The following is a 24,839-nucleotide window of genomic DNA, read 5'->3' on the forward strand; positions in this document are numbered from 1 at the left end:
CCGGATGCTTACGGCCAGATTTTCTGCAGCATGGCGGCCAGGTGGTAGCCGCCCTTGATCAGCTGTTCGCGCGCGATGGCGGAGGACGGCACCGGGTAGTTGTCCGGCACGGTGAGCGCCCACACGGTATAGCTTTCGCCGGAGCTGCGGCTGGTCTGCTTGCTGGAGGCGCCGACTTTCACGTCGGCGTGCGCCAGTTTCGAGACCACGAGCGCGTCGTTCGCCCACTGGTAAGGCCAGGTCGTCACGTCGCCGGTGTTGACCGGAATATTCGGCTTGCTGTCGATGGCCCATTGCGCAAACTGCTGCGGGCTGCGCGTGCTGGAGCGGCGCATCGCGTAGTTCACTACTGTCGTATCCCAGTAGGAGTGGAAGGCGCGCACGCCGGACTTCGGCGCGGTGGCCGGCTTCTCGCCATCGGCCGGCGGAATCAGCTGCGCGCTGGTTGCTTCCAGCTTTGCATCGTCCATCTGCAGGTTATTGCCGCCGCGGGAATCGAAGATGTTCAGTGAATCGATTTCCGCATTCGACTTCGGCACCACGAACTGGCCATCCTTGCTGACGAAGGCGGCGCCTACGTGCAGCGGCTGGTGGATATCGCCTGCCAGGTGGGTCAGGATCAGCAGCGCCTGGCGCTTGGTGAACTTGTGCGGATTGGTTTCCGGCGTGTCCCTGCCCTGCAGGACCAGGATAGTCTGCTTCAACGTCTGCACGATATCCACGTCGTGGGTGCCTACGCCATGGTCGTGGTATTCGCTCAGCTGGAAGGGCACGTCCGTGTAATGGTATTCGCTGTGCTTCGGATTCGCGCCCGTATATTCCATCATCTCCGGCGTTTGCGGGCCGCAGTAAGTGCCCTTCACGCAGTCGGCCCAGGTCGAGATTTTCTCCAGGCTTTCGCCCTGCAGCAACAGCGCCTGCACCTGTTTCTCGGCATTGCTGCCCTTGATCAGCTTATCGGCGATGGCGCCCACGGTGCGGTGGCCGTCGTTACCCCAGGCCATGGCGTTGAAGGAGACGAAGGCGCCCGACAGCGCCACGATGCAAGCCAGTTTCTTCATTCTTCACCCTTCTTAGGTTTCGGATATTGCTTGGTGATGTCCAGCGCTTCGGCATACTGCGAAGTCCAGATCTGTTCATGTACCGCCGCCAGGCGGCGTGCCATCGCTTCATTGCGCAGCACGATTTCAAGATTGCGCGACAGGTCGAAATAGCCGCCGGACCAGTTGCTGGTGCCGACCCATGCCAGCTTGCCGTCTATCGTCATCGTCTTGCTATGGATGACGCGCGCGTAGGGAATGAAGCCGGTCGACGCCTTGGGCAGCGTAGCGACGCGAATCTCCACATTGGGCAGCACGGCGAGGCTCTTCAGGTAGGCCTGCGGCAGGCTTTCCAGGTTCCAGTTCGAGACCAGCAGGCGGATCTTCACGCCCCGGTTGGCGGCAGCGCGCACGGCGTTGTCGATCACGCCATAGTATGGCCGCGTGCCCTTCGGCCCGTAGCTGAGCGGCGCATAGTCCAGCAGCTGGATGCGCACTTCTTCCTTCGCTTCCGCCAGCAGCGCCGGCAGGCCGGCTTCCGAATCCACCACGCCGGCCGGGTTGTAGGCGGCGGGGCTCGCGAACAGCATTGCGGGCTGCGCCAGCGATGGCGCAGCGAGCGCTTTCGCCTGCAGCGGCGCCACGGCCTGCCCCGCGGCCAGCTGGCCCTGGGCCTGCCAGTCCTGCTCGAAGATGGCCTGCACCTGCGCCACCATCGCGGCATCGCTCACGCGCAAACCGGTTTCGTGGATATGCGTGAAGGAGCGCCAGTCGAAATTCTGGCTGCCGACGAAGGCCACGCTACGGTCCACCACCAGGTATTTGGCGTGGATGATGCCGTTGCCGGTAAGCTTGTTGTAGTCGAGGATGCGCAGTTCCAGGTTCGGAATGGCCTTCAGGCGCTCCAGCGTCGCTTTCTCGGACAGGCCGACGCCCTTCTGGTCCAGCAGGAAGCGGATCTTCACGCCACGCTTGCCCGCCGCTTCCAGCCGTTCGATCACTTTCTCGAACGGCGTTCCCGGCCTGCTCGCCACATAGAACTGGCCGATGGCAATTTCGCCGCGGGCCTGGTCGAACAGCTCGCACCATACGGTGACGGGGTCACGCAGGTCGCCATTGGCCAGCGTGGTTTCCACCGGCGTGGTCTGCACCAGCTCGAAGCCGGGGATGCGGAAGTCCGCATGGGCGCTGCCGCTTGCGGCGAGCAACGCAGCGATGATCAATCGGCGCATGGCTTACTCCTTTACCTGCTGGATGCGCGTTGCATCGGCCACCGCGCCCGGCAGGCGCTTGTCCTGCTCGCGCTTGACCAGGTAGCGCACCAGCGAATCGACATCGCGGATGCCGGTTTCAACGCGGTTGCTGCCCTTGGTGAACATGGGGAAGGCGTCGCCGCCTTCGGCGAGGAAAGCATTGACGATAACGCGGTAGGAAGCATTGTCTTCAAGCTGCACGCCGTTCAGCGTGATGCTGCCGGGGATCACGCGCTCGCCTGCCGGACGGCGCAGGTCGTAGCGGTAGGTGAAACCCTCGGACACCTGCAGCAGTCCACGCGTTTCAGGCTTGTCGCCCACCCACTGCTGCTCCAGCAGGCCGCGGATCTGGGCGCCGGTGAGATTCATGACGACCAGCGAATTGCCGAAGGGGAGCACAGCCTGCACCTGGCCCAGGTTGGCCACATTGTTCTCGCCCGCTTCGAGGCTCAGGCGGATACCGCCGACATTCATGAACCCGATCTGCGCCCCGTATGGACGGCCTGCGTACAGCGTGGCATCGGCCACCAGGCGGCCCAGCGGCGAGTCATCCAGGTCGCCGCGCTCGCGCGTGATGGTCTTCGCGCCAATGGTGGCGACAGGCTTCGCCAGCTCGCGCATGCTGCGTTCGCGCAAGCCCTTGAGGAAAGCTTCCGCTTCCGGCTCCGGCGAGAACTGCAGCTTAGTCATCAGCACGTTCTGCGCATCGATACTGGCGACGCTGTTGCTGTTGCGGTCCACCGTCAGCTTGATGCGCGACATCATGTGCCCGCCCATCTGCGCCTGCGTGACGATGCGGCCGTCCACATTGCACAGGTAGCCTTTGTGCGAGTGGCCGCTGATGACGAGGCGGATCGCCGGGTCGAGCTTCTTGATGACCGGCAGGATATCGCCTTCCAGGTCGTCGCAATACTGCTTGTCGAAATCGGCCTTGCTGCGGCCGCCCTGGTGGATCAGCACGACGAACACGCCGGCGCCCTGGCGGCGCAGTTCGGGCAGCAGGCGGTTCACGGCTTCCGCTTCATCGATGAACTCCAGGCCCGCGATACCCGATGCGGCCACCACTTCGGCCGTATCTTTCAGCACGGTGCCGATGAAGGCGATCTTCACACCCTTCGATTCAAGAATGCGGTAGGCAGGGAGGATGGGCTGGCGCGAGCGCACGTCCACCACATTGGCGGCCAGGTAGCCGAATTTTGCACCGGGATGGATCCCGTTGAACTTGCAGGCCTTGTCGGCGCGCGGCGAATCGCAGCCGCCGCGCTGCTGGCGCAGCAGCTCCACTTTGCCCTGGTCGAATTCGTGGTTGCCCACCGAGGTCACGGTAAGGCCCAGCATATCCAGAGCGGCCAGCGTAGGCTCATCGGCCCACATCGAGGAGATGGCCGGGCTGGCGCCGATCATGTCGCCCGCGCCCACCAGCAGCAGCTCGGGATCTTCGCGGCGCCAGCGCTTCAGCGCCCCCGCCAGGATATCGATGCCGCCTGCGGAGACGGTGTGCTTCTCCTGTTTCGCGCCGGTGGTGTAAGTGAAATTGGTGGCTTCCAGGTGGCCGTGCAGGTCGTTCAGCGCAACCAGGTTGACGTCTACCGAAGCGGGCTGCTGATGCCAGGCCGCGCAGCCGGAAAGCAGCACTGCCGCAGCGGCCGGAATGAGTTTGAAAAATGGTGTCTTCATAAGGAGTGCAGCATAGCGCAAAACCCGCCTTCCAAGGCCTTGCGAAACATACGCGATACAAAAGAAAAACGGGCCCGAAGGCCCGTTGCAGCAAGGGTTGCGCGGCCTGGCCTGCAAGCCGCGCACGGTATTGCTTAGATGTCGACCGACAGGGTGACCGACGCGAAGCGTGGAGCACCCAGGTAGTAACGCTGGGTACCAACGCTGGTCGTCACGCCCGGCACCGGATTGGTGTTGGTGATGCTGACCGACGATGCGTTGCGGTACTCTTTGCTGAAGATGTTGCTGATGTTCCAGCTCAGCTTAGGACGCTTCAGCCAGCCGAAGTTGGCGAAGGTATAGCCGCCGTCGATATCGAAGACGGTGTAGCCTGGCGCCCATTCATCGTTGACCATCGAAGCTGCCTGGCGGCTGTTCGAACGCATTTTCAGGCGGCTGTAGAAGGAAGCTTGCTGGTACTCGACCGACAGGCCGGCCTTGCGGCGTGGCGTGTTGATCATTTCCTTGCCTGCGGTTGGCAGGAAGGCGGTGCCGTTCTGGCGCATGTCGTCCTTGATCTCGCTCTTATTGAAGCCCAGCGAGCCGTAGAAGGACCAGCCATTGATCGGCGTGTTGCCGACTTCGATTTCCAGGCCGCGGTTGGTGACTTTGCCCACGTTGGCGTAGCTGCTTGCCTGGGTCACGGGATCGAAGGCAGTCGCCTGGCGATCCTTGAAGTCCACGAAGAACAGCGTCGCGGTAGCGATGAAGTCCTTGTCCTGGTGGCGGTAGCCGATATCGGTGTTGACCGAGGTTTCTTCCTTCACGTCGCCCAGCAGGGTTGGCACGCCGTTCACCAGTTTGACGCTGGTGCCGAAGTTACCGAACACGAAGTTCGGCGGCGCCTTCATGTTCTTCGCCACGGAAGCGAAGAACTGGTCGTCATTGGTCAGGCGGTAGCGCGCGCCCAGCTGTGGCAGGATGTCCTTGTACTTGCGGTTGATCTTGTAAGGGATCACGGTATTGTTTTCATCACCGAAGTTGGTGAAGTCACGCTTGATGAAAGGCGTGCGGATACCGAAGTTGATCTTGACCTTGTCGTCGTTCAGGCTGATGGTGTCCTGCAGGAAGGCCTGGTAGGCGGTCGAGATCGAGATCCAGTCGCGGCTCTGCGCAAACTTGCCGTCAGGACGGGTGATCTTGCCGTCTTGCAGATACCAGTCACGCTCGCCGTCCGGGCCCATCGGCACCATCGGGCCAGTCTGCTGGTGGCGTGCACGTTCCCACCACACGCCGCCCAGGATCTGGTGGTCGCCGGCGGTGTAAGTCACGGCCAGGTTCGCGCCAGGACGCAGGGTCTTGGTCACGCTGGCGTTGGCCACCACGATGGTGTCCAGGGTGTCGCCGTCGCCGTTCAGGTCCTTGGCCGCGTTACGTACGCCGGTGGTCGAATTGTAGAACTGGCTTTCCGACTGGGCGCGCTGCTGGCCTGCGCCGCCGTTACCGAAGCCGTACCACAGGTAAGGCACGATTTTCACGTCCAGGTCCGGGCTCAGGCGGAACTTGGCTTCAGCCGATGCAATCGCGTTCTTGAACGGGTTCACGGCCAGCTTGTAGTAGGCCGGCGACTGGGTGCGCTCTACCTGGGCAGTACCCTTGACCGGGGTCAGGCGGGTGATCTGGAAGGTATCGGCGAAGTCGTAGTTGTAACCCCTGGTGTTGATTTCGGTCAGGGTCAGGTTGTTGATGTTGTGGTTCATCGCCTCGTTCCAGAGGATCGTGGCGTGAATGTAGTTGAAGCGGTCCCAATCATAGTTGAAGCCGGCGTCGATGTGGTCGCGCTTGGCCTGGCCTTTGCCCTTCCACTTGTCGGCTTCAGCGTGCGAAGCGGAGATGAAGAACTTCGAGCGGCCGTCCGGCAGCAGGCCGGAGTCCACGCGCAGGAAGGTCTTGCTCATGTTCAGCTGGCCGAGCGACTGCTGCAGGCGGATACGTTGTTCTTTTTCAGGGTTGCAGGTGGTGATGCCGAAGTTACCGCCGGTGGCGCCAACCTGTGGCGAGTCCACGTCGGTCGAACCCTGGGTCACGAACTGCGAGCAGGTGTTTTCCTGGTCAACGTATTCTTGCGGGTACACAGCGAAGTTACCCGAGTCGTTGACCGGCACGCCGTTGATGGTGGCGCCGATCTGGTCGGAGTTAAAGCCGCGCAGGGTCAGGCCGCCGCCGAACAGGCCGGTCGCGTCATAGTTGTAGCTATTCACTGCAGGCAGCATCTCCAGCGCCTGGTAGGCGTTGCCGGTTGGACGCTGCTTTTCGAGTTCTTCGGCGGTAATGGTGGAACGCGCTTTTGGCGCATCTTCCGTGACCATCAGGCCCATACCCAGCTTTTTGCCGGTGATAACCACCTGGTTCTTGCCCGAACCGGTGGTGACTTGTGGCGCCACTTCCGATGCCGACTGGGCGTACGCGGAACCTGCGGCGAAGCAGGCCATCTGGACTGCCACGGCCAGTACGCTCATGCGCATGATCGGATATTGTTTGGATTGCATTCAAAGCCCCTTAGAGTGTTTATGGTGAAACTGAATAGCGGTACAGCTGAAACCTGACAGGCGAGGTAAGTTCCTCTACACCAACACCGCAGTGTAGGCGCGGCCCATGACATTGGTATGACAGAGAAAGTTGCCAAATTGCCCTCGAATCACTATGGCACGGCCATCCCAGCACGGACAAATACGTTTTCCCTTTACGATTAAGTGGCAAAACGAATAAATGACCGCTGAGAGCGCGATGTTGTGTAGAGCGAGGGCTTTTTTCAGTCGAGGACGGTTCAGGCGGGATTATAAATGAGCGCTACCTTGATGAAATTCTTTCATCTGGAAATATGACAATCTCCTCTGCTTGAATAGACATTTTGTCGCACATGTGCCACATATGTAGCAAATGAACAAGGGGCTTCTTGTCATACAAGAAACCCCTTTTTTTGACAGCTAGATGACGAGGCTTATTTTGCTGGCAACAACGCGCGCGCGATATCGGCCTCGAATTTGCTGAAACGGCTGTCGAGCTGCTGCAACAGGCGCTTTTTGTCGGCATCGGCCAGGAAGGAGTAGCGGATGCTGTCATATGACAGCTTCTTTACTTCCGCATAGTCGGTCTTGTAGCGGGTGGCGAACAGCACGTATTCGTTCGACAGGTTGTGGCGGGTAACGCCGGCATCGTCGGTGGAGATGACGAAAGGCACGCCATACTTGCGGTAAAGATCCAGCGGATGTGCAGGCCCCTTCACGCCCAGGATGAATTCATTGCTGGTGAGGTTCACTTCCACCGGAATGCGGCGCTCGCGCATGGTTTTCATGATGGCCAGCGCATTGCTTTCGTGCGCGATGTCGATGCCGTGGCCGATGCGGTTGGCGCCGGCCACGTTGACGGCTTCCTGGATATGGAACTTCAGGCCTTCCGGCGGCACGACGCCCAGCGCCAGCTCCCCCGCGTGCAGCGCCATCTTCACATCCGGGTATTTCGCCTTCAGGAACTTGAACATCTGCATGTGCAGGCTGTAGTCACGCATCGAGACGTTCAGGCTCTCCTGGCCCACAATGTTCACGCCCACGATTTGCGGGCTGGTTTTCGCCAGTTTGAAACTGGCCAGCATCTGCGAGAACACCATCGAGGGCGGCAGGAAGCGCAGCACGAAGGGCTGGTAGCGCATGGTGAACTGCTCGTCATCCACGCCCGCGCTGGCTTTCTGCAGATGAGCCAGGTAATTCTGGATGCCTTGCTGGAACGCCTGGCTGGCTTCCAGCTTCGGCACCAGCGCTTCCAGTGCGGCGTTCAGCCTGGCGTTGTCGAATCCTTCGGCGGCCAGCTTGTCGAAATCGCCGTCCGGCGTGATCGGCGCGATCTCGTAAATTGTCTCGATATAGCTGAGGTTCTCCGCAATTGCGCGCTTTTTCAGCGTCTGCAGGCCTTCGCTGCCGTTGGTGGAAGCAACGTCGTTGAAATAGCCGAAGGTGTCGAAGAAGGTCTGGTCCGGCGGCAGCTGCTTGCCGCTGCTGTGGTTGTAGAAGTCCGCCGTGGACCATTTCTGCAGCAGGGCGCGGTAGGCGGCATTGTCCGCCACCAGGTCCTTGCCGCTGACGCAGCTGGCCGATTTGGCGCCGGCCGCCGTGTTGATGCGGAAGTCGGTCTTGTTGACGCAGAAGCCTTGCTTATCCACCCATTCCAGGTACTGCTCGGCGTAGATGGCGCCCGAGTAATGGTGATGCAGGTCGCCGCCCTTCGGCATCATGGTGAGGAACATCTGCAGTTCCGAGGTCTTGGGCGTGGGTCCTGCGACCAGCGACGCGAAGTGGCGCTTGACCACGTCTTCATTGCTGGCGGCATGGGCTTGGGGCGCGGTGGCGCTGGCGAAGGCCAGCGCGATCATCAGGCTGCTCAGGGACTTTTGCATGGGGACTCTCGTTTGGTTGGTCGGCGATGGGTCAGCCCTGCCCCCGCGCATGCACCCGTCTGCCGCCAGAGTAAGTGGCCGCTATCACGCGGTCATCCCCCAGCAGGGCCAGCGCGAACAGCGTCTCTTCCAGGCTGTCGCAAAGGCGGGTGCGGCGTGCCAGCAGCGGCGTGGCCTGCGGATCGAGCACGATGAAGTCGGCCTCATTGCCGGCCGAGAAACTGCCGATCGTGCCTTCCAGATGCAGGCTGCGCGCAGCGCCCAGCGTGGCCAGGTAAAACATGCGCATTGCAGGAAGGTAACTGCCCTTCAAGCGCGCTACTTTATAGGCTTCATTCATCGTTTGCAACATGGAGAAGGAGGTGCCGGCACCCACGTCGGTGGCGAGGGACATCAGCATGCCCGCCTTGTCCGCCTGCTCGAAGTCGAACAGGCCACTGCCGAGGAAGAGGTTGGAGGTGGGGCAGATGGCGGCCGCGGATTTGGTTTCGGCGATGCGCGCGCGGTCTTGCTGGTCCAGCCAGATGCAGTGGCCGAACACCGAGCGCGGGCGCATCATGCCGTAGCGGTCGTAGACGTCAAGGTAGCTGCGCGCCTGCGGATACAGCTGCTTCACCCAGCGGCATTCTTCCTCGTTCTCGGAGACGTGGGTTTGCAGGAAGGTGTCCGGATAAGCGCGCGCCAGTTCGCCGGTGAGCTGCATCTGCTCCTCGGTGGAAGTGGGCGCGAAGCGCGGCGTGATGGCGTACAGCGAGCGGCCGTGATTGTGCCAGCGCCTGATGAGGTCTTCCGTGTCGCGCGCGCCGCCTTGCGCGGTGTCGCTCAGGAAGTCCGGGCTGTTACGGTCCTGCAGCACCTTGCCCGCGATCATGCGCAGGCCCCTGCCCTCGCTGGCGGTGAAGAAGGCATCCACCGATTGCGGATGCACGGTGCAATAGACCATGGCCGTGGTGGTGCCAACGCGCAGCAATTCGTCCAGGAAGAATTCGGCGACGGTTGCCGCGTGCCGCGGATCTTCGAAGGAACGCTCGGTCGGGAAGGTGTATTCCTGCAGCCATGGCAGCAGGCCAGGCGACGGCGAAGCAATCATGTCCGTCTGCGGATAGTGGATGTGGCTGTCGACGAAGCCGGGGGACAGGATCTTGCCGCCGTAGTCCTGAACCTGCACACCCTGCGGCAGGCTGGCGTGCAGCGTGGCATAGTCGCCTGCCGCCTTGATCTTGCCGTCTTCAACGACCAGCAGGCCGTCCTCATGCCAGGCATGGGCGTGCTCGATGAAGGCCGGGTCGGCGTGGAAGTACAGCAAGCTCCCTCGGTAGGCTTGCACGCTGCTGTGAGCTGTTTGCATCTGGGTCTTTCGTATTGCTGCTAGGGCCTGAGAAGCGACTGCGCTTCCCAGACGGTGAGTAATTGGGCGCACACTGAGGCCGCGATGACGGCGGGCGCCTTGTTGATGATACCGGGCAGGCCGACGGGGCAAACCATATCGTTCAGGCGCGCCGCGCTCAAGCCGCGCGCCAGCAGGCGGTTTTCGAACTGTTTGCGTTTGGTCGCGCTGCCTATCAGGCCGAACCAGCCGGTCTGTTCGCGCGCCAGGATGGCTTCGGTCAGCGCCTGGTCCAGCGCGTGGCTGTGGGTCATCACCAGGTAGCTGGCATGGTTCGGCGCTGCCGCCACCAGGGCTTGCGGCGTGTCGCTGATTTCTATCGTCACGTTTTGCGGGATCTCCTGCGGGAAGGCGTCTTCCCTTTCGTCCACCCAGGTGATGCGGCATGGCAGCTCCGCCATGGCACGCACGATGGCCGCGCCTACATGGCCCGCGCCGAACAGCAGCAGATGCGCGCGCGGGACCAGGCAGGGATCCACCAGCCATTGGCGGCCTGCCTTGTCGGTGGCGACGTGCGCCTCGTTCGCGTGGTGGGCAGGCATTGCGTCGCGCGCGCCTGCCAGCCATTCGCCGGTGGCGTCGGCCAGGGCGCTATGCGGCGCGTCGAGCGCGGTGACGCGGATGCTGTCTTCGTTGCGCCGGCCGCGCAGCGCTTGCAGGATCTCCGCCACATGGCCTTCGATGCGCTCGAACAGCAGCCACACCACGCCGCCGCAACACTGGCCGAGGCTGGGGCCGAGCGGGAAGCGCTCGTAGCGTACGGCACTGACACCATGGTGCCTGACCCCATGGTGGCAGAGCATGTCGCGGGCGATGGCGGTGGCGCGCATTTCGAGGTGGCCGCCGCCGACGGTGTCGAACTGGCTGCGGGCGGTGACGATCATCTTCGTGCCCGCCTCGCGCGGCGCGGAGCCTTCGACCCTCGCGACCGTTACCAGCACCGCCGGTTCATCGGCGGCTGTGAGCCAGTCCTTCATCACGCTTCCTCAGGATGCCGCTTCGACAGCGGAAATGGCGCGCAGGATTTCTTCGCTGGTGGCAGGCGCGTTCAGCGGCGGGTTGACCTTGTGGCCGCCCACGCTGGAAATCGCATCGCGGATCGCGAAGAACACCGAGAACGGCAACAGCAATGGCGGTTCGCCCGTGGCCTTGGAACGGTGGATGCTGTCCTCCACATTACGGTTCTCGAACAGGCGCACGCGGAAGTCCTCCGGACAATCCGAGATACCGGGGACCTTGTAGGTGGACGGCGCATGCGTCATCAGCTTGCCGGCGGCATTCCACCACAGCTGCTCGGTCGTCAGCCAGCCCATGCCCTGGATGAAGGCGCCTTCCACCTGGCCGATGTCGATGGCGGGATTGAGCGACTGCCCGGCGTCGTACAGGGCGTCGGCTCGCAGCAGCTTCCACTCGCCGGTGAGCGTATCCACCACAACTTCGGATACCGCAGCGCCATAGGCGTAATAGGAGAAGGGATGGCCGCTCATCGTCTTCGCATCCCAGCTCAGGCCCGGCGTGGCATAGAAGCCGTCGGACCACAGCTGCACGCGCGCCAGGTAGGCCTTCTGCACCAGCTCTTCGAACGGCACCGATACGCCATTCACATGCACCGCATCGGCATGGAACTGCACCCCGCTGACTTCGCCGCCGTGCAGCTTCACAGCGAATTCGGCCAGGCGCTGGCGGATCTTGCGTGCTGCATCCTGCGCAGCCTTGCCGTTCAGGTCCGCGCCGGTCGATGCGGCCGTAGCCGAGGTGTTGGCAACCTTGCTGGTGTCGGTCGCCGTCACGCGCACATGCGCGATATCGCGGCCCAGCTCATGCGCCACCACCTGCATCACCTTGGTATTGATGCCCTGCCCCATCTCTGTGCCGCCGTGGTTCACCAGCACCGATCCATCCACATACACGTGCACCAGCGCGCCCGCCTGGTTCAGGTGGGTGACGTTGAAGGCGATGCCGAACTTCACGGGCGTAAACGCGATGCCTTTCTTGAGCACGGGGCTGCTGCGGTTGAACGCTTCCACGGCGGCGCGGCGCGCACGGTATTCGCTGGTCTGCTCCAGCTCCGCCGTCAGCTCTTCGATCACGTTGTCCACGATAACCTGGCCGTAAGGCGTCTGGTTGCGCTCCTCCTTGCCGTAGAAATTCAGGCGGCGGATGTCGAGCGGATCGCGCCCCAGCTTGCGCGCGATTTCGTCGATCACGTATTCGATGGCGATGGCGCCTTGCGGGCCGCCAAAGCCCCGGAAGGCCGTATTCGACTGCGTATTGGTCTTGCCGCAGCCGGCGCGGATGTCCACGTCGGACAGGTAGTAGGTATTGTCGAAGTGGCAGACCGCACGCGTGGCGACGGGCCCTGAAAGATCGGCGGAGAAACCGGCGCGCAGGGTCATGTCGACCTTGGCGGCCAAGATCTTGCCGCTGCCGTCGTAACCCACTTCATATTCATAGAAGAAGCAGTGGCGCTTGCCAGTCACCATCATGTCGTCGTCGCGATCGGCGCGCAGCTTGACCGGGCGGCCAGACTTCGCTGCGGCGATCGCGGCAGCGGCAGCCCACAATGCGGACTGCGACTCCTTGCCGCCGAAGCCTCCGCCCATGCGGCGGCACTCGACCTGCACATGGTGGGAATGCCGTCCCAGCGCATGCGCCACCACGTGCTGCATCTCGCTCGGGTGCTGGGTGGAGCACTGCACGAACATGCCCTTGTGCTCTTTTGGGATGGCATACGCGATCTGGCCTTCCAGGTAGAACTGCTCCTGGCCGCCGACGAAGAGCTGCCCCTTCACCACATGCGGCGCACGCTCGAAGGCGGCCTGGAAATCGCCGCGCTTCAGCTGCAGCGGCGGCAGCACATAGGATTGTGCGGCTTTCGCTTCCTGCGGCGTGAGGATGGCGGGCAGCTCCTCATACGCCACTACCGCCTTGCGCGCAGCGCGGCGGGCATTGGTATGCGTATCGGCCACCACAATGAAGATGGGCTGGCCCACGTACTGTACGACGCCATCCGCGAGGATCGGATCGTCATGGATGATTGGGCCGCAGTCGTTGGTACCGGGAATATCGTCCACCGTATAGACATCGACCACGCCGGGCATGGCGCGCACAGGCTCCAGGTCGATGCTCAGGATGCGCGCATGCGCTTTCGCCGACAGGCCCAGCGCCGCATGCAGCGTGCCATTCAGTTCGGGGATGTCGTCGGTATAGGCGGCCTGGCCCAGCACATGCAGTTCGGCCGATTCGTGCGGGCGCGCAACGCCCACCGCCGTCCAGGCGGCGGCCTTCAGTTCAGGATTGCCGGGATGGTTCATGACAGTTCCTTTCACGCGCGGCAGGCAAAAGCATTGACCGCATCGGCGGCCAGCGGCGCATCGATGCGCGTTTCAAGCCAGTAGCGGCGCAGCAGGTTCTGCGCCGTCTTCATGCGGTATTCGCTGCTGGCGCGCATGTCGCTCAACGGCGCGTAGTCCTGCTGCAGGGCGCGCATCGCGTCCGCCAGTGCGGCTTCGTCCCAGCTACGGCCTTTCAGCAGGCTTTCGGCTATGGAGGCGCGTTTTGGCGTGCCGGCCATGCCGCCGAAGGCGATGCGGGCATCGGCAATCACGCCGCCGTCGAGGGTGAAAGCAAAGGCCGCACAGACGGCGGAGATATCCTGGTCAAAGCGCTTCGCCAGCTTGTAGGTACGGAAAGCGACATCGGCGCGCCGCAACGGTACGCGCATGGCCAGCACGAATTCGTCGGCGGCCAGGTCCTTCTTCATATAATCCAGGTAGAAATCTTCCAGCGCCAGCACGCGCTCGCCGGCTGCGCCGCACAGCACCAGTTCGGCGCCGAGGGCGATCATCCACGGCATGGAATCGCCGATGGGCGAACCGTTGGCGACATTGCCGCCCAGCGTGCCCGCGTTCCGGATCGGCAGCGAAGCAAAGCGCTGGCGCAGCTCGCCCAGTTCTTCCGGATAGTGTTCGCACAGCGCGGCGTAGGCCTGTTCCAGCGACACGCCGGCGCCGATCTCCAGCATGCCTTCGTTCATGCGCACGAAGTTCAGCGCGTCCACGTGGCCGAGGTAGATGATGTTATTCAGTTCGCGCATCTGCTTCGTGATCCACAGGCCCACATCGGTGGACCCGGCCAGCAGCGTGGCCTGGGGATTGGCAGCGCGCAGCTGGATCAGTTCATCGAGCGTGCGCGGCGCCATGAAGGTCTGGCCATGCGCGCTGTACACCGCCAGCGCATCGCGGCGCAGCGCCGCCAGCTGCGATGCCACGCGGTCGGCATCGAATTTCACTTTCGGCAGCTCCGTCATGCGGCGGGCGGCGTCGATGATGGGACGGTAGCCCGTGCAGCGGCACAGGTTGCCGGACAGGCAATCGTCGATTTCCTTGCGCTCCGCGCGCTTGCCGTCCTGCTTCAGGTACATCCCCCACAGCGACATGGCGAAACCGGGCGTGCAGAAACCGCACTGGGAACCGTGGCATTCCACCAGCGCCTGCTGCACCGGGTGCAGGGCGCCGTCCTGCTGCTGCATGTCTTCCACGGTAAACAGGGCCTTGCCGTCCAGGGTGGGCGTGAGCTGGATGCAGGAGTTCACGGCTTTCACCTGCAGCTGGCCGTCCGCGCCGAGCGCTCCCACCAGCACCGTGCAGGCGCCGCAATCGCCTTCCGCGCAGCCTTCCTTGGTGCCGGTGCAATGCAGGTCCTCCCGCAGATGCTGGAGCACAGTCTGCGTCGGTGCGGCGTCATGCACTTCATGCACGGCGCCACGGAAGTAAAAGCGAATCGGTTCAGACATCTTGCCCTCGGATTAATCCCAAGTTAGAAGATTAACACCAGAGCACCGCCCTCTTATACGATTTTGCTGATTTTCCTTATCAGGATTTTTTAATATAAGGATGGCGCTGGTGCCAGTGCTCGGCAATATCGATGCGGCGCGTGATCCACACCTTGTCGTGGCCCTGCACATAGTCGAGGAAGCGGGCCAGCGCCGCCGCGCGCGCCGGGCGGCCGACGAGGCGGCAATGCAGGCCGACGGACAGCATTTTCGGCTGGTTCAGGCCCTGCGGATCGCCTTCCGCATACAGCACGTCGAAAGCATCCTTCAGGTAGTCGAAGAATTGGGTGCCGCTGTTGAAGCCCTGCATGGCGGCGAAACGCATGTCGTTGGTGTCCAGCGTATAGGGCACCACCAGCTGCGGCGAGACGGCCGGATTGCCGCCGGCGTCCAGGTGTTCCACTTCGGTCCAGAATGGCAGGTCGTCGCCGTAATGGTCGGCGTCGTAGCGGAAGCCGCCATGTTCCACCACCAGCTTGCGCGTGTTCGGCGAATCGCGCCCGGTGTACCAGCCCAGCGGCGCGCTGCCGGTCAGTTCGCGGATGATGTCCACCGCTTCCTTCATGTGCGCGCGCTCGGTGGCCTCGTCCATGTTCTGGTAGCTGATCCAGCGCAGGCCGTGGCAGGCGATTTCATGGCCAAGCTCCCGGAAGGCGGCTACCGCCTCGGGATGGCGTTTCAGCGCCATGGACACGCCGAACACCGTCAGCGGCAGCTTGCGGTCCTCGAACATGCGCAGCAGGCGCCACAGGCCCGCGCGCGAACCGTATTCATAGATCGATTCCATGCTCATATGGCGCATGGGGAAGGCCGCCGCGCCGATGATCTCGGACAGGAAGGTTTCGGAGGCGGGATCGCCGTGCAGCACATTGTTCTCGCCGCCCTCCTCGTAGTTCAGCACGAACTGCAGGGCGATGCGCGCCTGGCCCGGCCAGTCAGGGTGTGGAGGATTGCGGCCGTAGCCAATCAGGTCGCGCGGGTAGTTATCGTATGTGCTCATGGTGCGGAAATCTGGCGGTCGTGGAAGAGGAAGCGCTCGCGGTCGGAGGTGCGCACGGCCTGGGGCTGCGCGTCGATGCGCATGACATTATCGCCATCGGCAGTGGCCAGCGGCCAGGCGGGCAGGCCTTCGCCGTTCGGGTTGCCGGTTTTGATGAAATTGGCGAAGTAGGCCTGCATGGCGGCCGAGGTGCGGTGATCGTCCTCGGTCCATGGGAAGACCTTGTTGCGGTCCAGATTACCCATCGCGTATTCGATTTCGGCGGAATGGCCTGCGCCAGGTTCGCCCGGACGCGCACGCGTGTACAGGTAGCGGAAAGTGGGCGCCACGCGGCTGTGCAGGTCGATCCATTTCCAGGTGCCGTACACGATCCAGCGGTCGCTCGCCAGGTCGATGGCAGCCTGCGGCAGGCCATAGCCGTAGGCTTTTTGTGCGGCCGGCGCCTGGTCGCCGTACAGCTTGCGGATCGCGGCGCTGAAGTTTTCGGGCGTTGGTGCAGCGCCTTCGAGCACGCGCGCGGCGCCCGTCTCCTGCGCATTCCATCCCGCCAGCAGCGGCACGCGCGCCTGCTGGCCCTTGCTGTAGGCCTGCAATGGCGCCTGCGGCAGCACATGGCCGTCGCTGACGATGCCGAACCAGGGCATGCCCGGCTTGCCGACAGTCTCAATCAGTTTTTCGGGCGGCAGCGCGCGCAGGGCCTTGAGCGAATCGGCGCCGGCAGCGCTGGCGAAAGCGACGCCCAGCTTTTCCGCCTCTGCCACCGTTGGCGGCGGCGTAAGGCCGAGCAGGGAGCCGCTTTCACCGATGGCGCGCGCGAAGGTGCCGCGCGAAGAAGGCATGATCATCTGCGCGCTGACCGAGAAGGAACCTGCGGATTCGCCCGCAATCGTCACCTGCGCCGGGTCGCCACCGAATGCGGCAATATTCTTCTGCACCCATTTCAGCGCCGCCGCCTGGTCCATCAGTCCATAATTGCCCGACACGCGGTGTGGCGATTCCGCCGTGAGCTCCGGATGGGCAAAGAAACCGAACACGCTGAGGCGGTAGTTGACCGTGACCGCAACGATGCCCTTGCGCGCCATGTTCTCGCCGTCATAGCGCGGCTCGGTGCTGTCGCCCGCAGCGAGGCCGCCGCCGTGGAAATACACCAGCACGGGCAGCTTTTCCTTGCGCGAAGCGGCAGGCGTCCACACGTTCAGGTAGAGGCAGTCCTCGCTCATTGCGGGCGAGCGGAACACCATATCCGCATACAGGGAGGGCTGCATGGAGCGGTTGCCGAACTGTTTTGCGGAACGCACGCCCTGCCAGCGCTTCACCGGCTGCGGCGCCTTCCATCGCAGCTCGCCCACCGGCGGCGCGGCGAAGGGAACGCCGCGGAAGACACGGACGCCGGACGCTTCCAGCGTGCCTTCCAGCGCACCATTTTCCGTGACCACGCGCGGCGTGCCGGAGGGAGCCGCCTGCACGGCGTGCGTGCTGGCGAAGAAAAGGCCAAGTGCAACAATACGGGAAAGTTTCATCATCTTCCTATGAATAGCATATCCATACCGCCGGCGTTATATTGATGGCCATAGCACGGTATATGATTCTCAAAATATCGACACGAAGGATTCTGACATGGGAAAACTCACGACACACGTTCTGGACACGGCCCACGGCCGTCCCGGCGCCGGGGTCAAGGTCGCGCTGTTCGCGGTGAGCGCCGAAGGCAAGCAACTGCTCAAGATGGACATCACCAACAGCGACGGCCGCTGCAGCACCCCGCTGCTGGAAGGCGACACCCTGAAGCCCGGCATGTATGAACTGGTGTTCAATGCGGGCGACTACTTCGCCGGCCTCGGCGTGGAACTGCCCTCGCCGCGTTTCATCGATCTCGTTACCATTGCCTTCGGCATCGCCCATGCGGACCAGAACTATCATGTGCCGCTCGTCGTTTCGCCCTGGTCCTACTCCACCTACCGCGGCAGCTGATTACTGGCCCTTGCCGTATTCCTGGATCAGCCGCGCCAGCAAGTAGACGCGCGGCGCGATGCTGTCGATCTCCGCATACTCCTGCGGCGTATGGATGCCGCCGCCGACGATGCCAAGGCCGTCCAGCGTGGGCACGCCGAGCGCAAACATCAGGCTTGCATCCGCCGCGCCGCCGGTGTGCTCCAGCGTGAGCTGGCGTCCCAGCTCACCGTAGATATCGTTCGCTTTCTTCGCCAGCGCATCGGTAACAGGGCTTGGCGGCATGGGCGGGAAGCCGCGGCGCAGCTCCACATTCACCTTCGAGTCCTTGAGCAGCTGGTTTGCGGCGAGGCGTTTCAGGTCCTGCTCCACGCGGTCGAATTCCTCGGGCTGGGAAACGCGGATATCGGCAACGGCGGTGGCCTGGTCCGGCACCACATTGCTGCGGTCGCCGCTCTTGATGACGGTCCAGTTGACGGTGGTGCCCTTCTCTTCATCGCCCAGCGCGGCCATCTGGAGCACCTGATGCGCGGCCTCCATGGCGGCGTTTACGCCCTGCTTCGCGGCCACGCCTGCATGGGCCGCCTTGCCCTTCACATCCAGTTCGATCTCGCCGCTGCCCTTGCGCGAAATAACCACGCCGTCGGCCGCACGGCCCGGCTCCAGGTTGAAGGCAACGTCGTGCTCCTTCGCGATCCGTTCGATCAGTTCGCGCGAACCGTGCGAGCCGGTTTCCTCATTGGTGTTCAGCAGGACGGTGATCTTGCCGAAGTCCTTGAAGCTGATGGAGCGCAGCGCCTTCAGCGCGTAAATCGCCACGACGATGCCGCCCTTGTCGTCCATGATGCCGGGACCGTAGGCGCGGTTGCCTTCGATACGGAAAGGATTCGCTTTCGCCGTGCCGTCCGCGTAGACGGTATCCATGTGGGCGACCAGCAGGATGCGGCCCTTGCCGCTGCCGTTCACCGTTGCGAGCACATTGTTACCTGCCGCAGGCTTTGCGGGAATGGCTTGAACTTTGAAGCCGAGGCGCGTGAGTTCCGCGGCGGCGATTGCGCCGACCGCGTTCAGGCCCTTGCCGTTGAAAGTCCCCGAATCGATATTGACCATGCGGCCCAGCAGCTTCAGGGCGTCAGGTTTGGACTGTTCCGCGCGTTTCAGTAACGCCGCATCGGGGGTTTGCGCCGAAGCGCCAAATGCTGCCAGCGCCAACAACACGCCTGCCGCCAACTTGCTTGCCATCGTTCCTCCGCATTCGAAAAGACGAAGGCATCATAGCGCATCAGCGTGCAAGTTCGGTGTAATGCTGGTTCGGCCGTTCGGCCTTGATCTTGCGCTGCAGCTGGATCAGGCCATACACCAGCGCTTCCGGCGTGGGCGGGCAACCGGGCACGTAGATGTCCACCGGCACGATGCGGTCGCAGCCGCGCACCACCGAATAGCTGTAGTGATAATAGCCGCCGCCATTGGCGCAGGAACCCATCGACACCACGTAGCGCGGCTCGGGCATCTGGTCGTAGGCCTTACGCATGGCGCGCGCCATCTTGTTGGTGAGGGTGCCGGCCACAATCATCAGGTCCGCATGGCGCGGCGAGGGGCGCGGCACCATGCCGAAACGGTCCATATCGTAGCGGGCGGAGGCGGCTTCCATCATCTCCACCGCGCAGCAGGCCAGGCCGAAACTGAGGTACCACAGGCTGTCGGTGCGGGCTGCGTTCAGCAGCGCCTCGGCCGAAGTCACCATAAAGCCATCGTGTTCAAGTGTAGGTTCCATCGCCCCAGAATAGCGGCGGATGGGAGGCGAGTCTTGTATGGATGCGACATCAGCGCCCGCGCAGCACCACATCGCGGTATTCGCCCTCGTAGCGGTAAAGGCGCATCTGCTCATCCTCGCGCATGGCCTGGTGCAGGGCGCCGGGGCGCATGCCGATGTAGTGCTGGAAGTCGCGCACCATATGCGCCTGGTCGTGATAGCCCGCATCCATGGCCACCCGCGTGAGGAAGCCGCGCTGCGGCGGCATCGCCATCAGCCGCGCCAGCGCACGCACGTAGCGCTCCATCTTGCGGCTGTCGCGGATATTAAGTCCATAGCTGGCCAGGTAGCGGCGTTCGAGCTGGCGCACGCTCATGCCGAACTGCGTGGCCAGGTCGGGCGTGGACAGGGCCAGGGCCGCGCGCGGCACGATAAAGGGACTGCGTTCGCCTTCGCGGCGGTCCAGCAGGTGGAGCAGCCAGGACGACAGCGCATCGACCCACTGCTGCGGCTCGGGCAGCGCGCGCAAGGCGGCCTCCAGGGCTTCGGCATCGGGCGGATGATCCAGGTCGGACAGCGGGATGGGGAAATCGCGCAGCGCCGCCGCATCCACGCCGAACAGCAGGGGCAGGTATTCAGGCTCGAAGACGGCAGCGACAAAGGTAGTCAGTTCGCGCCAGTCGCCTTTCATGGGCTGCGACAAGGGCCCGCAAAGCATCGCGCGCCGGTAGCAATTGCCCTGCACGATGGAATAGCCCTGAACGAAGAAGCTCAGCATGGCGCAGGGGTTGGCAGGCGCCTTCACCAGTCCCGGGCTGGCGCGCTCCACATGAAAATAGCGCACCACGCCGGCCAGCGCCGGCGGCGGCAAAAACGCCAGCCGCTGCCCACCCGCATCCAGATTCGTGTCCATTTCCCGATTATAAAGTTGCTTATAAATTGGGGACAGACCCTAATTAGACAAATCAGGGTCCGTCCCCAATTCCGGGATTCAGAGGGGAGCTGCGCCGGGATTGCCGAGAATCCATGCGCGGCGCGCATCGATATCGAGCGCTGTGGGGCATACACTGAAATTGGGGACAGACCCTAATTTCCTAAATCAGGGTCTGTCCCCAATTAAGCTACAATGGGGGTTCCGCAGCTGCCTATTTATCCACTTGGACACCATACCCTTGTGGGCGCAATTTCTTGCGCTCGCTTTCCTGATCTTCCTGTCGGCCTTCTTTGCCATGGCCGAAACCGCCCTGATGGCGGCCAATCGCTTTCGTCTGCGCCACCAGGCCAAACGCGGCAGCCGCCGCGCGATTGCCACGCTATGGCTGCTTGAACGGACCGAACGCCTGCTGTCCCTGGTGCTCATTGCCAATACGCTGCTGAATGCGCTGGCCATCGCCCTTGTGACCGCAATTGCCATCACCAACTTCGGTGTCGAGGAACACGTCATCATCATCTCCACCGCCGCCGTGGTGTTCGTGCTGATTGTGGTGGCCGAGATTTCGCCCAAGATTATCGGCGCGCGCTATGCCGACCAGGTGGTGCTGCCGGCCAGTATCGTGCTGCGCCCGCTGCTGCGCATGGCGCGGCCGCTGATCTGGTTTGTGGACCTGTTCGTCAATGCCCTGCTGCGCCTGTTCCGCATCAAGCCCTCCAGCAGCCTGGCCAATGCCGACCTGTCGCCCGATGAACTGCGCTCGGTGCTGCTGGAAAGCGGCAGCTTCATTCCGCAGAAGCACCGCAGCATCCTGCTGAACCTGTTCGACCTCGAATCGATCTCGGTGGAAGACGTGATGACGCCCCGCACCCAGATCGAGGCGCTGAACCTGGCCGTGCCCGTGGAAGAGATTATCGAACAGCTCACGACCTGCTATCACAACAAGCTGCCGGTCTACGATGGCGAGATCAACCAGATCGTCGGCATCCTGCACGTGCGCAAGGCGCTGGGCCTGCTGCGCGAGGAGGATGAATTGACCGTCCACCATTTCCGCGCCCTGCTCAGCGATCCTTATTTCATTCCGCTGGAGACGGCTGCCCTCGACCAGCTGCAGAACTTCCAGGAGAACAAGGAGCGCCTGGCCATCATCGTCGATGAATACGGCGAGGTGCAGGGCCTGGTAACGCTGGACGATATCATCGAGGAAATGATTGGCGAGTTCACCACCTCCACGCCAAGCGCCGCCCGTGCCGAGTCCTTCTCCTGGGACCTGCACGGCGAGTGCCTGCTGGAAGGCGTGACCGCGCTGCGTGACATAAACAAGCGCCTGGGGCTAAACTTCCCGCTGGATGGGCCGAAAACATTGAACGGGCTGCTGCTCGAATGGCTGCAGGACATTCCCGACGCGCCCATCAGTGTCAAAATTGGCAACTGCATCATCGAAGTGATGCAGGTGCAGAACCAGTCCATCAAAGTCGTCAAATTGCGACGTATAGAGGGGCCTGCTTTACAAATATGATGCTCACAGGCATCATCGACAGGATCGCATCCCCTCTCTTAACCCATTAGCGCGTTCCTATGGCATCAGTGCAGACCAATCCGACGGCAACAGCCCCCATGTCGGGTCTGGCACGGGCGCTGATGCAGGCGGGCAAGCTCACCTTGCCCCAGGCGGACACGCTCGCCAAGCGCGCCCAGGCGGAAAAACAGGCTTTCATCGATGTGCTGGTGTCCAGCGGCACCGTGAATGCGCGCGACCTGGCCCTGTTCTGCTCCGAAACCTTCGCCTATCCGCTGATGGACCTGACGGCCTTCAGCGTGGACGCCCTGCCGCAAAAGATCATCGACCCAAAGCTGATGCAGAGCCAGCGGGTGGTGGCGCTGGCCAAGCGGGGCAACAAGATGTCGGTGGCGATCTCCGATCCCACCAATACGCAGGCGCTTGACCAGATCAAGTTCCAGACCGAAACCTCGGTCGAACCCGTCATCGTTCCCCACGATACCCTGCTGCGCCTGCTGGCCGAGCTGGGCAAGAGCGCCGACCAGACCATTGCCGACCTGGCGGGCGAGGAAGGCGATATCCAGTTTGCCGAGGAAGAGGATACCTCGGCCGCGCCGGATCCATCCACCGATGTGGAAGATGCGCCCATCGTCCGTTTCCTGAACAAGATGCTGATGGATGCCGTCAATATGGGCGCATCTGACCTGCATTTCGAGCCTTTTGAGAAGTTTTACCGTATCCGGTTCCGGGTCGACGGGGTGCTGGTGGAACACGCCCAGCCGCCGATTTCGATCAAGGACAAGCTGGTGTCCCGCATCAAGGTGCTGGCCCGCCTCGATATCTCGGAAAAGCGCGTGCCGCAGGACGGCCGCATGCGCCTGATCGTGTCGCCGACCAAGACAATCGACCTGCGTATCTCGACCCTGCCCACCCTGTTCGGCGAGAAAACCGTGATGCGTATCCTGGATGCGACCCAGGCGCAGATGGGCATCGATTCCCTCGGTTATGATCCGGACCAGAAGGAAACGCTGCTCGACGCCATCCAGCGTCCTTACGGCATGGTGCTGGTGACGGGGCCGACCGGTTCGGGCAAGACGGTGTCGCTGTATACCTGCCTGAATATCCTGAACAAGCCCGGCATCAATATCTCGACCGCGGAAGACCCGGCCGAGATCAACCTGCCCGGCGTGAACCAGGTGAACGTGAACGACAAGGCCGGCCTCACCTTCCCGGTGGCGTTGAAGTCCTTCCTCCGCCAGGATCCGGACATCATCATGGTGGGTGAGATCCGCGACCTGGAAACGGCCGATATCGCGATCAAGGCGGCGCAGACCGGCCACATGGTGTTCTCCACCCTGCACACGAATGACGCGCCATCCACGCTGACGCGTTTGATGAATATGGGCGTGGCGCCGTTCAATATCGCCTCGTCGGTGATCCTGATTACGGCGCAGCGCCTGGCGCGCCGCCTGTGCACCTGCAAGCAGCCGGTGGATATTTCGGAAGACCTGCTGCGCCGCGCCGGCTTCAAGGACGATGAGCTGGACGGCAGCTGGAAGCCTTACGGCCCGGTGGGTTGCGAGCGCTGTAACGGTTCGGGCTACAAGGGCCGCGTCGGTATTTACCAGATCATGCCGATCACGCCGGCGATCGAGGCGCTGATTCTTGCGCACGGCAATTCGATGCAGATTGCCGCGCAGTCGGAAGCGGAAGGCGTGAAATCGCTGCGCCAGTCCGGACTGGTGAAAGTGAAGGCGGGCCTGACCAGCCTGGAAGAAGTGCTGGGCTGCACGAACGAATAGGAAACACACAATGGCAAACGCGGGCAATCAGGTCAAGGAATCGGTCTTTGCATGGGAAGGCAAGGACAAGACCGGCAAAACCGTGCGCGGCGAACTGCGCGCGGGGGGCGTGGCCGTCGTGAACGTGACGCTGCGCCGCCAGGGCATCATGGTGACGAAGGTCAAGAAGAAGGTGTACCGCTCCGGCAAGAAAGTCACGGACAAGGACATCACCCTCTTCACGCGCCAGCTGGCCACCATGATGAAGGCCGGCGTGCCGCTGCTGCAGGCTTTCGATATCGTGGGCAAGGGCAATGCCAATCCTTCGGTCTCCAAGCTGATCATGGACCTGCGCGCCGATATCGAAACGGGTACCAGCCTGAACCAGGCCTTCCGCAAGTTCCCGCTCTACTTCGATCCGCTGTTCTGCAACCTGGTGGGTGCGGGCGAGCAGGCCGGTATCCTGGAAGACCTGCTGACCCGCCTCGCCATCTATAAAGAGAAGACGCTGGCCATGAAGGCCAAGATCAAGTCGGCGCTGACCTACCCGATCTCGATTTTGGCTGTGGCCTTCGTGGTCACGGCCGTGATCATGATCTGGGTGGTGCCGGCCTTCAAGGAAGTGTTCACCAGCTTCGGCGCGGACCTGCCGGCGCCGACCGTGTTCGTGATGAACCTGTCCGCCTTCTTTGTCGAATACTGGTACCTGATTTTCGGCGGCCTGTTTGCGTCGATTTATTTCTTCTTCCAGTCCTGGCGCCGCTCGCTGAAGGTGCAGCAGGCCATGGACCGCTTCCTGCTCCGCCTGCCCGTGTTCGGTGACGTGATCCGCAAGGCCACCATCGCGCGCTGGACCCGCACCCTGTCCACCATGTTCGCGGCCGGCGTGCCGCTGGTGGAATCCCTCGATTCCGTGGGCGGAGCGTCCGGCAACTACATCTATCTGGAGGCAACGCGCAAGATCCAGACCGAAGTGAGCACCGGCACCAGCCTGACGGTCGCGATGCAGAATGCCGAAGTCTTCCCGAATATGGTGACGCAGATGGTGTCCATCGGCGAAGAGTCCGGCTCGCTGGACGCCATGCTGGGCAAGGTGGCCGACTTCTATGAAGAAGAAGTGGACGATGCCGTGGCCTCGTTGTCCAGCCTGATGGAACCGATGATCATGGTGATCCTGGGCGTGCTGATCGGCGGCCTGGTGGTGGCCATGTACCTGCCGATCTTCAAGCTGGGCTCCGTCGTTTAACATACCGTCGTCCCCGCGGCCTGCGCTGGGATGACAAGCTGCGCGGGGATGACCGCC

Annotated in this window: 18 protein-coding genes; 4 read left to right on the plus strand and 14 right to left on the minus strand. The window is 62.8% G+C overall.

What is annotated here, in order from left to right; genetic code table 11:
• Positions 1-8: 8 nt before the first annotated feature.
• The 11 genes from ACJRPG_RS16600 to ACJRPG_RS16650 form a co-directional block, all read right to left on the minus strand.
• The gene (locus ACJRPG_RS16600; protein WP_408001203.1) at positions 9-1,061 is read right to left on the minus strand and encodes a S1/P1 nuclease; all 1,053 of its coding nucleotides are present in this window, start codon (positions 1,059-1,061) and stop codon (positions 9-11) included.
• Complete coding sequence (locus ACJRPG_RS16605) at positions 1,058-2,272, minus strand: phospholipase D-like domain-containing protein (protein WP_408001204.1); 1,215 nt, start codon at positions 2,270-2,272, stop codon at positions 1,058-1,060. The genes ACJRPG_RS16600 and ACJRPG_RS16605 overlap by 4 nt, the downstream gene beginning before the upstream one ends.
• 3 nt (positions 2,273-2,275) lie before the next feature.
• Complete coding sequence (locus tag ACJRPG_RS16610; RefSeq protein ID WP_408001205.1) at positions 2,276-3,970, minus strand: bifunctional metallophosphatase/5'-nucleotidase; 1,695 nt, start codon at positions 3,968-3,970, stop codon at positions 2,276-2,278.
• 134 nt (positions 3,971-4,104) lie between these two features.
• Positions 4,105-6,498 (minus strand): TonB-dependent receptor, encoded by a 2,394-nt coding sequence (locus ACJRPG_RS16615; protein ID WP_408001206.1) that lies wholly within the window; start codon positions 6,496-6,498, stop codon positions 4,105-4,107.
• Positions 6,499-6,950: 452 nt separating this feature from the next.
• Positions 6,951-8,399: an adenosine deaminase family protein gene (locus ACJRPG_RS16620; protein WP_408001207.1), complete on the minus strand. Its 1,449-nt coding sequence runs from the start codon at positions 8,397-8,399 to the stop codon at positions 6,951-6,953.
• A gap of 31 nt (positions 8,400-8,430) precedes the next feature.
• On the minus strand, positions 8,431-9,747 hold the full coding sequence (gene guaD / locus ACJRPG_RS16625) for a guanine deaminase (protein ID WP_408001208.1): 1,317 nt from the start codon (positions 9,745-9,747) through the stop codon (positions 8,431-8,433).
• Positions 9,748-9,767: 20 nt separating this feature from the next.
• The gene (xdhC, locus tag ACJRPG_RS16630) at positions 9,768-10,763 is read right to left on the minus strand and encodes a xanthine dehydrogenase accessory protein XdhC (protein ID WP_408001209.1); all 996 of its coding nucleotides are present in this window, start codon (positions 10,761-10,763) and stop codon (positions 9,768-9,770) included.
• 9 nt (positions 10,764-10,772) lie between these two features.
• On the minus strand, positions 10,773-13,100 hold the full coding sequence (gene xdhB, locus ACJRPG_RS16635) for a xanthine dehydrogenase molybdopterin binding subunit (protein ID WP_408001210.1): 2,328 nt from the start codon (positions 13,098-13,100) through the stop codon (positions 10,773-10,775).
• Between the two features lie 11 nt (positions 13,101-13,111).
• Positions 13,112-14,581 carry a xanthine dehydrogenase small subunit gene (gene xdhA / locus ACJRPG_RS16640; RefSeq protein ID WP_408001211.1) on the minus strand — a complete coding sequence of 490 codons (1,470 nt, stop codon included), beginning with the start codon at positions 14,579-14,581 and terminating at the stop codon, positions 13,112-13,114.
• A gap of 79 nt (positions 14,582-14,660) precedes the next feature.
• A complete protein-coding gene (puuE, locus tag ACJRPG_RS16645; RefSeq protein WP_408001212.1) occupies positions 14,661-15,620 on the minus strand; it encodes an allantoinase PuuE in 960 nt (319 codons plus the stop codon).
• Positions 15,617-17,143, minus strand: coding sequence for a carboxylesterase/lipase family protein (locus ACJRPG_RS16650; RefSeq protein WP_408001213.1), 1,527 nt, complete (start codon positions 17,141-17,143; stop codon positions 15,617-15,619). Before ACJRPG_RS16650 ends, puuE begins: the two co-directional genes overlap by 4 nt.
• A 94-nt stretch (positions 17,144-17,237) precedes the next feature.
• Between ACJRPG_RS16650 and uraH the strand changes: the two genes are divergently transcribed.
• Entirely contained in the window at positions 17,238-17,591 is a 354-nt protein-coding gene (gene uraH / locus ACJRPG_RS16655) for a hydroxyisourate hydrolase (RefSeq protein ID WP_408001214.1), read from the plus strand.
• On the opposite strand, the gene ACJRPG_RS16660 is transcribed toward uraH, so the two are convergent.
• The 3 genes from ACJRPG_RS16660 to ACJRPG_RS16670 are packed head-to-tail and all read right to left on the minus strand — an operon-like array spanning position 17,592 to position 20,236.
• Positions 17,592-18,812 (minus strand): glutamate carboxypeptidase, encoded by a 1,221-nt coding sequence (locus tag ACJRPG_RS16660; protein ID WP_408001215.1) that lies wholly within the window; start codon positions 18,810-18,812, stop codon positions 17,592-17,594.
• A gap of 40 nt (positions 18,813-18,852) precedes the next feature.
• Positions 18,853-19,344 carry a NuoB/complex I 20 kDa subunit family protein gene (locus ACJRPG_RS16665; protein ID WP_408001216.1) on the minus strand — a complete coding sequence of 164 codons (492 nt, stop codon included), beginning with the start codon at positions 19,342-19,344 and terminating at the stop codon, positions 18,853-18,855.
• Positions 19,345-19,393: 49 nt separating this feature from the next.
• Complete coding sequence (locus ACJRPG_RS16670) at positions 19,394-20,236, minus strand: helix-turn-helix domain-containing protein (RefSeq protein ID WP_408001217.1); 843 nt, start codon at positions 20,234-20,236, stop codon at positions 19,394-19,396.
• Between the two features lie 244 nt (positions 20,237-20,480).
• On the opposite strand from ACJRPG_RS16670, the gene ACJRPG_RS16675 reads away from it, so the two are divergent.
• The 3 genes from ACJRPG_RS16675 to ACJRPG_RS16685 all read left to right on the plus strand — a co-directional run bounded on the left by ACJRPG_RS16675 (position 20,481) and on the right by ACJRPG_RS16685 (position 24,782).
• The gene (locus ACJRPG_RS16675; protein WP_408001218.1) at positions 20,481-21,773 is read left to right on the plus strand and encodes an HlyC/CorC family transporter; all 1,293 of its coding nucleotides are present in this window, start codon (positions 20,481-20,483) and stop codon (positions 21,771-21,773) included.
• A 98-nt stretch (positions 21,774-21,871) separates the two neighbouring features.
• Positions 21,872-23,557, plus strand: a complete 1,686-nt coding sequence (gene pilB, locus ACJRPG_RS16680; RefSeq protein ID WP_408001219.1) for a type IV-A pilus assembly ATPase PilB — start codon at positions 21,872-21,874, stop codon at positions 23,555-23,557.
• 10 nt (positions 23,558-23,567) lie between these two features.
• Positions 23,568-24,782 (plus strand): type II secretion system F family protein, encoded by a 1,215-nt coding sequence (locus ACJRPG_RS16685; RefSeq protein WP_408001220.1) that lies wholly within the window; start codon positions 23,568-23,570, stop codon positions 24,780-24,782.
• Positions 24,783-24,839: the final 57 nt, after the last annotated feature.

This window comes from Pseudoduganella rhizocola (assembly GCF_045984285.3).
Lineage (GTDB): Bacteria > Pseudomonadota > Gammaproteobacteria > Burkholderiales > Burkholderiaceae_D > Rugamonas.